This is a genomic window from Nocardioides sp. (assembly GCF_035697785.1).
In the GTDB taxonomy this organism is placed as follows: domain Bacteria; phylum Actinomycetota; class Actinomycetes; order Propionibacteriales; family Nocardioidaceae; genus Nocardioides_B.
In genome coordinates this window covers 1-12,237 of the sequence record NZ_DASSCL010000027.1, presented here as the reverse complement: position 1 = coordinate 12,237, position 12,237 = coordinate 1, and the positions used below count along the sequence as shown (strand labels likewise).

Annotated in this window: 12 protein-coding genes; 3 read left to right on the top strand and 9 right to left on the bottom strand. The window is 73.1% G+C overall.

All coding sequences use genetic code 11. From position 1 onward, the window contains the following. Positions 1-37: 37 nt before the first annotated feature. A complete protein-coding gene (locus tag VFH10_RS03325; RefSeq protein WP_325125911.1) occupies positions 38-1,345 on the bottom strand; it encodes a geranylgeranyl reductase family protein in 1,308 nt (435 codons plus the stop codon). 133 nt (positions 1,346-1,478) lie between these two features. Then, entirely contained in the window at positions 1,479-2,168 is a 690-nt protein-coding gene (locus VFH10_RS03320; protein WP_325125909.1) for a demethylmenaquinone methyltransferase, read from the bottom strand. A 74-nt stretch (positions 2,169-2,242) separates the two neighbouring features. On the opposite strand from VFH10_RS03320, the gene VFH10_RS03315 reads away from it, so the two are divergent. Then, entirely contained in the window at positions 2,243-3,535 is a 1,293-nt protein-coding gene (locus VFH10_RS03315) for an isochorismate synthase (RefSeq protein ID WP_325125907.1), read from the top strand. Positions 3,536-3,779: 244 nt separating this feature from the next. Here VFH10_RS03315 and VFH10_RS03310 read toward each other — a convergent pair whose 3' ends face one another. The 5 genes from VFH10_RS03310 to menE form a co-directional block, all read right to left on the bottom strand. Beyond that, positions 3,780-4,706 carry an AraC family transcriptional regulator gene (locus tag VFH10_RS03310; RefSeq protein ID WP_325125905.1) on the bottom strand — a complete coding sequence of 309 codons (927 nt, stop codon included), beginning with the start codon at positions 4,704-4,706 and terminating at the stop codon, positions 3,780-3,782. A 220-nt stretch (positions 4,707-4,926) separates the two neighbouring features. Continuing rightward, complete coding sequence (locus VFH10_RS03305) at positions 4,927-5,727, bottom strand: MerR family transcriptional regulator (RefSeq protein WP_325125903.1); 801 nt, start codon at positions 5,725-5,727, stop codon at positions 4,927-4,929. 36 nt (positions 5,728-5,763) lie between these two features. After that, a complete protein-coding gene (menD, locus tag VFH10_RS03300) occupies positions 5,764-7,431 on the bottom strand; it encodes a 2-succinyl-5-enolpyruvyl-6-hydroxy-3-cyclohexene-1-carboxylic-acid synthase (RefSeq protein ID WP_325125900.1) in 1,668 nt (555 codons plus the stop codon). Then, positions 7,428-8,417 carry an o-succinylbenzoate synthase gene (locus VFH10_RS03295; protein ID WP_325125899.1) on the bottom strand — a complete coding sequence of 330 codons (990 nt, stop codon included), beginning with the start codon at positions 8,415-8,417 and terminating at the stop codon, positions 7,428-7,430. Before VFH10_RS03295 ends, menD begins: the two co-directional genes overlap by 4 nt. Next, entirely contained in the window at positions 8,414-9,436 is a 1,023-nt protein-coding gene (menE, locus tag VFH10_RS03290; RefSeq protein WP_325125897.1) for an o-succinylbenzoate--CoA ligase, read from the bottom strand. The genes VFH10_RS03295 and menE overlap by 4 nt, the downstream gene beginning before the upstream one ends. A gap of 52 nt (positions 9,437-9,488) precedes the next feature. Between menE and VFH10_RS03285 the strand changes: the two genes are divergently transcribed. Continuing rightward, positions 9,489-10,361 (top strand): 1,4-dihydroxy-2-naphthoate polyprenyltransferase, encoded by an 873-nt coding sequence (locus tag VFH10_RS03285; protein ID WP_325125895.1) that lies wholly within the window; start codon positions 9,489-9,491, stop codon positions 10,359-10,361. Here VFH10_RS03285 and VFH10_RS03280 read toward each other — a convergent pair. Continuing rightward, positions 10,351-11,487, bottom strand: a complete 1,137-nt coding sequence (locus VFH10_RS03280) for a PLP-dependent cysteine synthase family protein (protein WP_325125893.1) — start codon at positions 11,485-11,487, stop codon at positions 10,351-10,353. The two genes, VFH10_RS03285 and VFH10_RS03280, sit on opposite strands and share 11 nt — an antisense overlap. After that, entirely contained in the window at positions 11,487-11,753 is a 267-nt protein-coding gene (locus VFH10_RS03275; RefSeq protein WP_325125891.1) for a DUF4229 domain-containing protein, read from the bottom strand. Before VFH10_RS03275 ends, VFH10_RS03280 begins: the two co-directional genes overlap by 1 nt. Before the next feature lie 82 nt (positions 11,754-11,835). On the opposite strand from VFH10_RS03275, the gene VFH10_RS03270 reads away from it, so the two are divergent. Continuing rightward, positions 11,836-12,078, top strand: coding sequence for a hypothetical protein (locus VFH10_RS03270; RefSeq protein ID WP_325125889.1), 243 nt, complete (start codon positions 11,836-11,838; stop codon positions 12,076-12,078). Positions 12,079-12,237: the final 159 nt, after the last annotated feature.

Genomic DNA, 12,237 nt, shown 5'->3' with positions numbered 1-12,237 from the left:
GCGTCGTGCTGATCGTGCATGGTCGTGCGGTCCGGCGTCAGGCTGCGGGTGCCACCTTCGCCAACGCGTTGATGACCCGGTCCGACACGTCCCCGTCGCGCGGGTCGGTGAGGTTGGCCATCAGCTTCAACATGAACTTCATCAAGGTCGTGCGCGGCAGGCCGTACCGGGTGGCCTGCTTCATGAAGGTCGGGTTGCCGATCATCTTGGCGAAGACGCGGCCGAGCGTGAAGTACCCGCCGTACGCCGACTCGAGCTCGGCGGCGTAGCCCTGCAGGATCCGCTCGCGCGCGGGGCCCTCTGGCGTGGCCAGCGCCTGCACCACCGTCTCGGCGGCGATGTGCCCCGACTCGAGTGCGTAGTCGATGCCCTCACCGTTGAACGGGTTGACCATGCCACCCGAGTCTCCGGCGAGCAGCACGCCGCGGGTGTAGTGCGGCTTGCGGTTGAAGCCCATCGGCAGCGCGGCCGAGCCGATCCGGCCGACGCGGTTCTCGTCGCGGAAGCCCCACTCCTCAGGGGTGTTCGCGAGCCAGCGCTGCAGGACGTCCTTGTAGTCGACGTGCTGGAACGCCTTCGAGGTGTTGAGGATGCCGAGCCCGACGTTGGCGGTGCCGTCACCCACGCCGAAGATCCACCCGTAGCCGGGCAGCAGGTCGCTCTGCCCGGGGGTGCCGTCCCAGAGCTCGAGCCACGACTCCATCCACGCGTCGTCGTGGCGCGGCGTCTCGTAGTAGGCGCGCACCGCGACGCCCATCGGGCGGTCCTCACGGCGCTGGAGGCCGAGGGCGATGGCGATCCTGGCGGAGACGCCGTCGGCGGCGATCACGACGGGCGCGCGGAACTCGAGGTCGTCCCCAAGGGCTCCGATGCGCCGGCCGCTGTCGTCGAGCGGCTTGGCGGTGACGCCGACCACCCGGCCGGAGCGCTCGTCGACCAGTGGTCCGGTGACCGCCGTGCGCTCCATCAGCCGGGCGCCGGCCTTCTGCGCGTGCCGGGCGAGGATCTCGTCGAAGTCCATCCGGGTGCGGACCATGCCGTACGGCGGGAACGACGCGAGCTCGGGCCACGGCAGCTCGAGGCGGTGGCCGGCGCCGACGATGCGCAGGCCCTGGTTGCGGGCCCACCCTGGGGCATCGAGGTCGAGACCCATCGCGACGAGCTGGCGCACGGCGCGCGGGGTGAGGCCGTCGCCGCAGATCTTGTCGCGCGGGAACGCCGACTTCTCCAGCAGCAGCACGTCGACACCGGCCTGCGCGAGGTGGAACGCGGCCGAGGAGCCGGCCGGTCCGGCACCGACGACGATGACGTCGGCGGCCGCTGCGTCCGCGGGCGTCCGGCTCATCGTGGGTACCTCGTCGTCCTGGTCCGGGGCGCTCGCCGATGCCCCATGTGACTATGTGAATTGCTTCACTAATGGCGATCGTCGGACAGTCTAGAGGCCACCATGCCATCCCGCGACCCGGCCCCGGGAGGGGTCAGGCGGTCGCCCGATGCAGGGTGACGATGCCTCCGGAGAGGTTGCGCCACTCGGTGTCCCGCCACCCCGCCGCGGTCACCCGGGCGGCCAGTCCGGCCTGGTCGGGCCAGGCCCGGATCGACTCCGCGAGGTAGACGTAAGCGTCGGGGCTGGACGACACCGCGCGGGCCACCGAGGGCAGCGCCTTCATGAGGTACTCGACGTACACCGTGCGCAGCACCCGGTTGGTCGGGTGGCTGAACTCGCAGACGACCAGACGCCCGCCCGGTCTGGTCACCCGACGCATCTCGCGCAGCCCGGCATCGGGGTCGACGATGTTGCGCAGCCCGAAGCTGATGGTCACCGCGTCGAAGGTCGCGTCGGCGAACGGGAGCCGAGTGCCGTCGCCCGCGGTGAACGACAGGAGCGGACGGTTGCGCTTGCCGACCCGGAGCATGCCGAGCGAGAAGTCGCACGGCACGACATGGGCGCCGCGGTCCGCGAACGGCTGGCTCGACGTGCCGGTCCCGGCCGCGAGGTCGAGGACGGTCTGGCCGGGCCGGGGGTCCACCGCGTCGACCACCAGGCGCCGCCACCTGCGGTCCTGGCCCAACGACAGCACGTCGTTGGTCAGGTCGTAGCGCCGGGCGACGTCGTCGAACATCGCCGCGACGTCGGCGGGCCTCTTGTCCAGGTGGGCGCGGGTCACGGGGGCAACCCTAGGGTGCCGTGTCGTCAGGTGGCGCCCGGGCAGCCGGGACACAGGCCGTAGGCTGGCCCACCGTGACGCAGTCCTCGCCCTCGGCTACCGACCCGGTCTCCGCCGCGACCGCCGGCCCGCTCGTCGTCCGCAGCGTCACCGTCGAAGACCCCGGTGAGCTGCTGGCCCTGCTGCCCGACTCCACCGGCACCGCCTGGGTCCGCAACGGCGACGGCCTCGTCGGCTGGGGCGTCGCGGCCGTGCTGCGCACCGCGGGCCCCGAGCGGTTCGCCGACGCGCGGGCGTGGTGGGCGGAGCACTCCCGCACCGCCGTGGTCCGCGACGAGGTCGACCTGCCGGGCAGCGGGCTGGTGTGCTTCGGCTCCTTCGCCTTCGCCGACGACCCGGGCGACAGCGTCCTGGTCGTCCCCGAGGTCGTGGTCGGCCGGCGCGGTGGTCGCGCCTGGGTGACGACCGCGAGCCTCGCCGCGATCAGCGCTCCCCCGGCGATCGACCCGGCCGACGACCCCACCCCGCCGAGCAACGTGACGTTCTCCGACGGCGCGATGAGCGGCGCCGCCTGGGAGACGGTCGTCGCCGAGGCGGTACGCCGGATCAACGCCGGCGAGCTCGAGAAGGTCGTTCTTGCCCGCGACCTGGTCGCCACCGCAGGCGAGGACGTCGACGTGCGCTGGCCGCTACGCCGGCTGGCGGAGAGCTACCCGATGTGCTGGACCTTCCACGTGGACGGCCTGTTCGGAGCGACGCCGGAGATGCTGGTCCGCCGCGAGCGCGGCCTGGTCACCTCGCGTGTGCTCGCCGGCACCATCCGGCGCACCGGGGACGACGAGCGTGACCTCGCCCTCGCCGCGACGCTGGCCAGGTCGTCGAAGGATCTCGAGGAGCACGAGTACGCCGTGCGCTCGGTGGCGGAGGCGCTGGCCCCGCACTGCACGTCGATGAACGTCCCCGAGGCGCCGTTCGTCCTGCACCTGCCCAACGTCATGCACCTCGCGACCGACGTCGCGGGGGTGACGCACGAGACGGAGGACTCGGACAGCGAGGTCTCGTCGCTGGGGCTGGCCGAGGCCCTGCACCCCTCCGCCGCGGTGGGCGGGACCCCCACGGACCGGGCCCGGGCGCTGATCACCGAGATCGAGTCGATGGACCGTGGCCGCTACGCCGGACCGGTCGGCTGGATGGACGCCGGCGGCGACGGCGAGTGGGGAATCGGGCTGCGCTCGGCCGAGGTCGACGGCGACCGGGTGCGATTGTTCGCCGGCTGCGGAATCGTCGCCGACTCCGACCCGGAGGCCGAGCTCGCGGAGGCACAGGCGAAGTTCGTGCCCGTGCGGGACGCCCTGGCCGGCCGCTGACCCGAGCTCCGGGCGCGGGGACCGGGCCACTGACCCTCCCCCGCAGGGCCAGGACCCGAGCCACCCACGCGGCGAGTGGCGACCCCTCGGTCCCGCCGCCCCCGACGGTGCTTCGTGGGTTGCACACCCCCGTGTGCGTGCCCGCTCATCCTCGCGGTCTGGACCGGAGACTGTCTGTAGCGAAAGCCGACCATGACGGATCGGCCGTTCGGAGGTGCGGATCGTCCGAACGGACAACGCGGACCTAATCGTGCGGCTCGGCCACCCACCGCATCGGGTCTCCCCAACCGAGGTCGGTGATGCCCGCGGCGTCCAGGGCGAGCGCGACGAGCGTGCGCCGGTGGGCGGCGAACGTGAGCACGTGCGCGATCATCCCGCCGTAGGTGAACACCTCGGCCTGCGCACACGTCGCGTCGACGAAGGTGTCGTCGAGCCGGCCCTGCTCGCACACCTCGCCAACGTGACCGAGGTACGTCGGTCCCTCCACGGAGAGCCGCTCGCGCATCGAGGCGACGGACTCGTGCTCCTCGAGGGACCAGTCGTAGTCACGGTCGTCCATCGCCGCGTTCCACATGCCCATCTGCCCGACCAGCCGGGACAGCAGGCTCCGGATGGTCTGCACGTCCTCGTCGACGTCGAGACCGATGGGGGCATCGAGCTGCTCGTCGGTGAGCCGGGACGCGCACCCGATCATCTCCCCGGTCAGCCACACGTGGTGCTCCACCATGTTGGTGAGGAGGTCCATCGAGGTCACCTTCTTCTGGGCCGGGAGCCGGAGGCTGCCTGGTGGGTGGAAGTGCACGTCGCTGGGCGACGCGAGCCGGATCTGGGTGGGCCGTCCGCGCCAGCGCCGGGGCCCGACGCCGTACGCCTTGGTGAACGCCCGCGTGAACGCCTCGTGCGACCCGTAGCCCGCCTCGACCGCCACGTCGAGGATCGTCATCCGCGAGGTGAGCAGGCGGTACGCCGCACGCTCGAGGAGGATCCGGCGGCGGAACCTGGCCGGCGGCTCGCCCGCCACGGAGGACACGATCCGGTCGAGGTGGAACCGCGAGACGTAGAGCCGGCGCGCCATCGCGTCACCGTTGGCCTCGACCGGCGCCCGGCCCTCCTCGAGGAGGTCGGCCAGGGCGTCCACGAAGCTGGTGAAGTGGTCGACGGCCGTGCTCATGACCCCCATCCCATCGGCCGGGCGGTCCCGGCGCTTGATCGCCCTTGCGGTCAACCGGCGCCGCGGTGCCACCACCTTGCACCACATTCGCGCGCACGGGCCATCACGTTTTGACCGAACCGCCGACGCACCCGGCGGCCCGATGTCAGCGCGTGGTGCCAGGATCGCACCAGGCCCCGGTGCCCGGCAGGAACCCCCGCCTGCCGGGCCCGGTCGGCCCTCAGCGCACCGGCTGCTGCAGCTCGGTCACCCAGCTGTCGGGGTCGTCCATCGGCGTGGCGTGGTACACCTCGCGGCAGGGGCCCGACAGCTCGAGGCCGGCGTCCTCCACGTGCCGCACCAGCGCCTGCCACGCGTCGCCGATGGTCTCCATCGAGCCGAGGTGCATGACGGTGACGGCGTCCGCTTCCGCGGAAAGCTCGCGCACCTCCAGACCGTCGACGGGTGGGCCGTCGTACGGCACCCCGGCGATCGCCACGATGCCCTCGTCGCTGCCGTCGTACGCCGCCACACCGGGCTCGCCCGGGGTGACGCCCAACCTCCCCATGGTGGTGAACAGCCGGTCGAAGAGCGGCCCGACGACGGCGCCCACCTCGTCGACGGACGCGACGGTCTCGTGCAGCTCGGCCAGCCGGACGGCGGGCAGGCTCTTGCGTTGGAACTCCAGCTCGGACATGTGTCCCTCCATCTCGATCGTCCGGAGCCTCCGCTCGACCCGCGCGAGCCGCTCGCGGTCGGCCTCGACCTGGGCCGTCAGCTCGGTCTGCCGCAGCCGCAGCATGCCGCGCAGCTCGGCCGACCCGACCTCCTCGTCGACGATGGACCGGACGGCGTCGAGCGTGAAGCCGAGGTCCTTGAGCGCGAGGATGCGGTTGAGCCGCGCCAGCTGTGCGACGTCGTAGCGTCGGTAGCCGCTGCGCGGATCCACCGACGCCGGGACGAGCAGACCGATGGCGTCGTAGTGCCTCAGCATCCGCACCGAGATACCGCCGAGCCGGGCGAAGTCTCCGATGTTCAACATGACTTCGTCAGCGTCCGGCCTGACACGGTGTGAGGGTCAAGGGGCCTTCCCGAGCGCGCGGATCGCGGCGTCGAGCTCGCGGCGGTCGTGGCGACGCACCACCGCCTCCACCACGTCGATGCCGCCCGCCGGGTTGTCCAGGGCGTGCTCGAGCTCGGGCAGGTTGTCCAGGCGCCAGTGCGGCGTCCGGGTCGCCGCGCACAGTGCCGCCAGGTCGACCCCGTGGGGGGTGCCGAAGAGCCGCTCGAACGAGTCGGCGTACGCCGGCCCGCCCTGTTCCAGCGACGCGAAGATCGACCCGCCGTCGTCGTTCACCACCACGATGGTGAGGTCGGGGCGCGGCTCGTCGGGCCCGATCACCAGTCCGTTGCTGTCGTGCAGGAACGTGACGTCGCCGAGCAGCGCGAGTGCGCGGGAGGTCGAGGGCCTGCCCAGCGCCGCCCCGGTCGCCGTGGAGACCGACCCGTCGATGCCGGCCAGCCCCCGGTTGCCGATCACCAGCCGGTGGTCGCCGACCGGGTACCGCGGCACCATCAGGTCGAGGTCGCGCACCGGGTTCGAGGCGCCGACGAACAGCAGCCCGTGCGGCGGGAGGGCGCGGGCGACCGCACCGGCCACCTGGTGCGGGGTCAGCCCGTCCTGCGTGCCGAGCAACGCGTCGAGGGCCCGCCCCCGTTGCTCGTCGGCCGATCGCCACTCGTCGAGCCAGCCGTCGTCCCGCGCCGGCTCCACCTCCACGGGGCCGTCGAAGACGTGGGACACGCGCCGGCCAGGGTCGGTGTAGCCGGTCGCGTTGCGCACCGCGACGACCTCGAGGCGCGGGTCGGAGATGAGCCGCATGACGGGCCGCGACAGCGTCGGGTGGCCGCAGACGACCACCCGCTCGACCCGGGAGCGCAGGCTGCCCGGGGCGTCGTCCCCCAGCAGCAGCCGGTAGGTGCGGATCGCGTTGGCGCCGGTGCGGGACCCGCTGGTGGGCTCGGCCAGCAACGGCCAGCCGCCCCGCTCGGCCAGGACGCGCGCCGGCGGCCCGGCGTCGTCACCGGCCACCACGACCGTGCGCGGGCCCTGCGGCAGCGGCTGAGGGCCGGGCCGGGGCCGCTCGGCGACGGGCTCGGGCGGCGCGTCCGTCGCCGTTCCCCAGCCGTCGGACTCGCCCGGCACCAGCGGTTCGGACAGCTGCAGGTTGAGCTGGACGGGACCGTCGGCGGCCAGCGCCCTCACGACGAGTCGTCGCCACTCGGCCACCTGGGCACCCTGGTCGCCGGCCGGGTCGCCCGGGGGTACGTCGGCGTCCAGCCGGGTGGCCGTACCGAAGATGCGCACCTGGTCGGTCGTCTGGTTGGCCTGTGTGCCGCGCAGGCGCGCGGGACGGTCCGCGGTCAGCAGCACCAGGGGTACGCCGCGGTGGGAGGCCTCCAGGACGGCCGGGTGGAGGTTCGCCACCGCGGTGCCGGACGTGGTGACGACCGGTACCGGAGTGCGACTGGAGACGGCGAGCCCGAGGGCGAGGAAACCTGCGGCCCGCTCGTCGATGCGCGTGTGCAGGGTGAGCCGCCCGGCCGCGGCGGCGGCGTGCAGGGCGAACGCCAACGGCGCCGAACGGGAGCCCGGGGCCAGCACCGCGTGCTTCGCGCCGCCGCGGACCAGCGTGTCGACGACCGTGGTGGCCAGGGCTGAGGAGGCGTTGACGGGTGCGGTCACAGGGCCCGATCCTGCCGCATGCCCGCCAGCGCGGCGTCGACCTCGGAGAGCCGGCGGAGCCAGTGGCGTCGACGGTCGGGCTCGGCACGCAGCCGGTCCAGCGCGGCCGGGTCTACCTCGGGGCGTACTACGGGCAGGGCACCGTCGACCGGAAGCAGTGGCCGTGTCGCGACGTCGTCGGTGAGGAGCTGGACGGTCGCGAGGCCGCATGCGTAGGGCAACTCCGGCAGCGCCGCCGCGAGTGCTACCCCCGCCGCGATCCCGACCGAGCTCTCGAGCGCGCTGGAGACCACGACCGGGAGGCCGATGTCCTCGGCGATCCGCAGGCAGGCGCGAACCCCGCCGAGCGGCTGCACCTTGAGCACCGCGACGTCGGCCGCCTCGAAGTCGCGCACCCGGTAGGGGTCCTCGGCCCGGCGGATCGACTCGTCGGCTGCGACCGGTACGTCGACGCGGCGGCGGACCACGGCCAGGTCCTCGACGGTGGCGACCGGCTGCTCGACGTACTCCAGCCCGCCCGCCGCGCGGTCCAGCACCGCGATCGCGGCAACCGCCTCGTCGACCGTCCAGAGGCCGTTGGCGTCGACCCGGATCCGGCCTGCGGGTCCGAGCGCGTCGCGCACGCCCTCGAGCCGGGCCTCCGCCTCGGCCAGCGTCTGACCCGGCTCGGCGACCTTGACCTTGGCGGTGGTGCACCCGTTCGACGCGCGCACGAACTCAGCGGCCCGCTCGGGTCCGACCGCGGGCACCGTGACGTTCACCGGCACCGAGTCCCGCAGCGGTGCCGGCCAGCCCTCGTCGGCTGCCTCGCGGGCCGCGCGCAGCCAGGGCGCGGCGACCGTCGCGTCGTACTCCAGGAACGGGCTGAACTCGCCCCATCCGTGCTCACCGTGCAGCAACATCCCCTCGCGGACGGTGATGCCGCGGAAGCGGGTGCGCATCGGCACCGACCACACCACCACGCCGTCGCCGGCGGTGTCGCTCATCGGGCCCACTCCTCCAGCCGGAGGCGGTCGACCTTGCCGTTGGGCAGCAGCGGTATCTCCGGCACGGCCAGGACCTCGCGCGGCGCCCAGGCCCGCGGGTGCACCGCCGCCACCCAGTCGCGGGCGGCGTCCAGGGAGAGGTCGCCGACGACGAACGCGACGACCCGCTGGCCCCACTCCTCGTCGTCGACGCCGACCACCTCGGCGGCGGAGACGGTCGCGTGCGCGCGCAGCCGCTCGGCCACGGCCGGCCCGGGCACGTTGACGCCACCGGACAGCACCACGTCGTCGACCCGGCCGAGCACCTGCAGCCGGCCGTCGTCGTCGAGGCGGCCGACGTCCTGGGTGACGAACCAGCCGTCGTGCAGCACCTCGTCGGTGAGGTCGGGGCGTCCGTCGTACCCGTCGAAGAGCACCGGTCCGGCGATCCGGATCCTGCCCGAGGAGCCGGTGGCCACCGCGACGCCGTCGAGCGGGACGCCGTCGTACACGCAGCCGCCGCAGGTCTCGCTCATCCCGTACGTCGCCACGACCGGCACCCCCGCAGCCGTCGCACGGTCACGCAGCGAGGCGGGCACGGACGCGCCGCCGACCAGCACAGTCGTCAACGTGCGCAGCGCCTCGGCCGACCGCGGGTCGTCGAGCAGGCGGTGCAGCTGGGTCGGCACCAGCGAGACGTAGCGACGCTCGCCGGACAGCTCCTGCGCGGCGGCGGCGAACGAGTCCCCCTGCTGCACGACGGGCGTGGTGCCGGCCAGCACCGACCGGAACAGCACCTGCAGCCCTGCGACGTACGTGGCGGGCAGGTTGAGCAGCCACTGACCGTGACCGCCGAGGCGGTCGGCGGTCGCCGTCGCCGAGGAGCGCAGGGCGGCCCGCGACAGCAGCACCCGCTTGGGCTCCCCCGTCGACCCGGACGTCGCGACCACGAGGGGCGCCGGGGAGTCGGCCTCGTTCCACTGGCGCAGCGACGCGAGCACCTCGGCTGGGCTCCCGGCGACCGGACGAAGGCTGCTCACGGGAGAACCCTAGGCGGTGGTGTTCTTCGAGTGCCTGCCAGAATCCCTGCCCATGGCAACCCCCGAGCAGTGGCTGGCGGGTGCGCGCCCGCGCACGCTGCCCGCGGCCGTCTCGCCCGTGCTCGCCGGCACGGGCGTGGCCGCGTACCTGGACGGCAGCGTGTGGTGGAAGGCGCTGCTGGCCCTGCTGGTCGCCGTGGCGCTGCAGGTGGGGGTGAACTACGCCAACGACTACTCCGACGGGATCCGCGGAACCGACGCCGACCGGGTCGGCCCGATGCGGCTGGTGGGGTCGGGTGCCGCGCCGGCTGCGGACGTGAAGCGGGCGGCCTTCGCCAGCTTCGGGGTCGCCTGCCTGGCCGGGCTCGGCCTCGCGGCCACCACGAGCTGGTGGCTGGTCGCGATCGGCGCGGTGTGCGTCGCGGCGGCCTGGTTCTACACCGGCGGCTCCACGCCCTACGGGTACCGCGCCCTCGGGGAGGTGATGGTGTTCGTGTTCTTCGGGCTGGTCGCGGTCGTCGGTACGACGTACGTGCAGACCGGCACGCTGCCGCTGCCGTCCTGGTACGCCGGAGCCGGCGTCGGCGCCCTCACCTGCGCGATCCTCGTCGCCAACAACCTGCGCGATGCGCCGACCGACCGGGGCGCGGGCAAGCGGACGCTGGCGGTGCTGCTCGGCGACGAGCAGACCCGCTACTTCTTCACGTTCCTCGTCGTGTTCGCCGCGATCGCGCTGGTCGGCGTGGTGCTGGAGACGAGTCTGTGGGTGCTCGTCGCGTTCGCGTTCGTCATCCCGGTCACGCCCGCGGTGCGCCGCGTGCTGCAAGGCGTCCGCGGACCGGCGCTGGTCCCCGTGCTGCAGGACGTCGGTGTCGCGGAGCTGGTCTACGCGACCGGGATCTTCCTCGCGCTCGTCACGGCCTGACCGGCTCGACCCACTCGCCGGTGTCGGCGAACTTCTCCAGGGTCGAGGTGTACGGCGCGATGTCGATCCCCTGCGCGGCCAGCCAGCCGTCGTCGTAGTAGGTGTGCGCATAGCGCTCGCCGCCGTCGCAGAGCAGCGTCACGACGCTGCCCGGCCTGCCCTCCTGGCACATGGTGGCGATGGTCCGCAGGGCACCCCACAGGGCGGTGCCCGTGGACCCGCCGACCATCCGGCCGGTCAGCTCCGAGCACCAGCGGGCCGCGGCGATCGAGGCGGCGTCGGGGACGCAGATCATCGCGTCGACGACCGCCGGCATGAACGACGGCTCGACGCGCGGCCGCCCGATCCCCTCGATCCGCGAGCCCTTGTGGGTGGTGACGGTGCCATCGCCTGTCGTCCACCCCGGGAAGAAGGCCGAGTTCTCCGGGTCGACGACGCAGACCCGGGTGTCGTAGCGCTGGTAGCGCACGTAGCGGCCGATCGTCGCGGACGTGCCGCCGGTGCCCGCACCGACCACCACCCACGCAGGCACCGGGTGCCGCTCCCGCGACAGCTGCTCGAAGATCGACTCGGCGATGTTGTTGTTGCCGCGCCAGTCGGTGGCCCGTTCGGCGTAGGTGAACTGGTCGAGGTAGTGCCCGCCGGACTCGTCCGCGAGCCGTCGCGCCTCGTCGTACACGCTCGCCGGGTCGTCGACCAGGTGGCAGCGGGCGCCGTAGAACTCGATGAGCGCGACCTTCTCCTGCGACGTCGACGCGGGCATCACCGCGACGAACGGCAGCCCGAGCAGTCGGGCGAAGTACGCCTCCGAGACCGCCGTGGAGCCGGACGAGGCCTCGGTCAGCGTGGTGCCCTCGCGGATCCAGCCGTTGACCAGCCCGTAGAGGAACAATGACCGGGCCAGCCGGTGCTTCAGGGATCCGGTGGGGTGGACCGACTCGTCCTTGAGGTACAGGTCCACGTCCTTGCTCCGGAGGGCCGCGGGGAGCGGGAAGACGTGCAGGTGGGTGTCGGCTGAGCGGTTGGCGTCGGCCTCGACCTTGCGGATCGCGTCGTGCACCCAGGTCCGGTCGGCGCTGTCGCGCTCCGCGGTCCGGCAGCAGCCGTCGTCGTGCGGCTCGAGCACTAGGGCTGGTCCTCCTTGGCCCGACTCTCCTCGAAGCGTCGGCTGGCGGCCTCGGCGCGCCGCTGGATCACGGCGGCGAAGCGGTCGCGCTGGCCGCGCAGCAGGTAGTACGAGGAGACGGCGGACACCACGGCGGCCAGCAGGAGCGGCCAGAGCAGCGGCAGGCTGTCGCGCCCGGTGATCAGCAGGTACACCCCGGCGATCACGGCGTACGACGCGACGAACAGCCCGATCCGGGCCACGGTGTAGACGACGAACTCCTTCACGGCCCCCAGCCTACGGGCCGCCGGCCCGGATGATGTCGGCAGGAACATGTCGCAAGTTGACCGATGCTCCTACATTGGGAGCATGGGCAAGGCCGTTCTCCTCGTCGCGCTGATCGCGCTGGTCATCTACGCCCTGCTCCGGCTCTGGGAGAAGCGCAAGGCCGCACGACTGCCGCGCCGCCCCCAGCACCCGCAGGCCCCCGGCCAGCGCCGCGTCATCGCGCCTGACGACGACGCCGACTTCCTCCGTGACCTCGAGCGGAAGCGCCGCCGGGAGAAGCGCGGGGAGCAGCCGAAGGGCCAGCAGAGCGACCCCGACAGCTGAGTCTGCTTGCGGGTGCGGTGGCCAATTACCACGGGACCGTGGTAATCCACCCCTCCCCGGGGCGAACTCACAGGGGGAAGCAGCACATCACCACGGGACCGTGGTAATTGGCCACCCGCCGACGCGCCCCAGGGATCAGCCGGCGTACGAGTGCAGGCT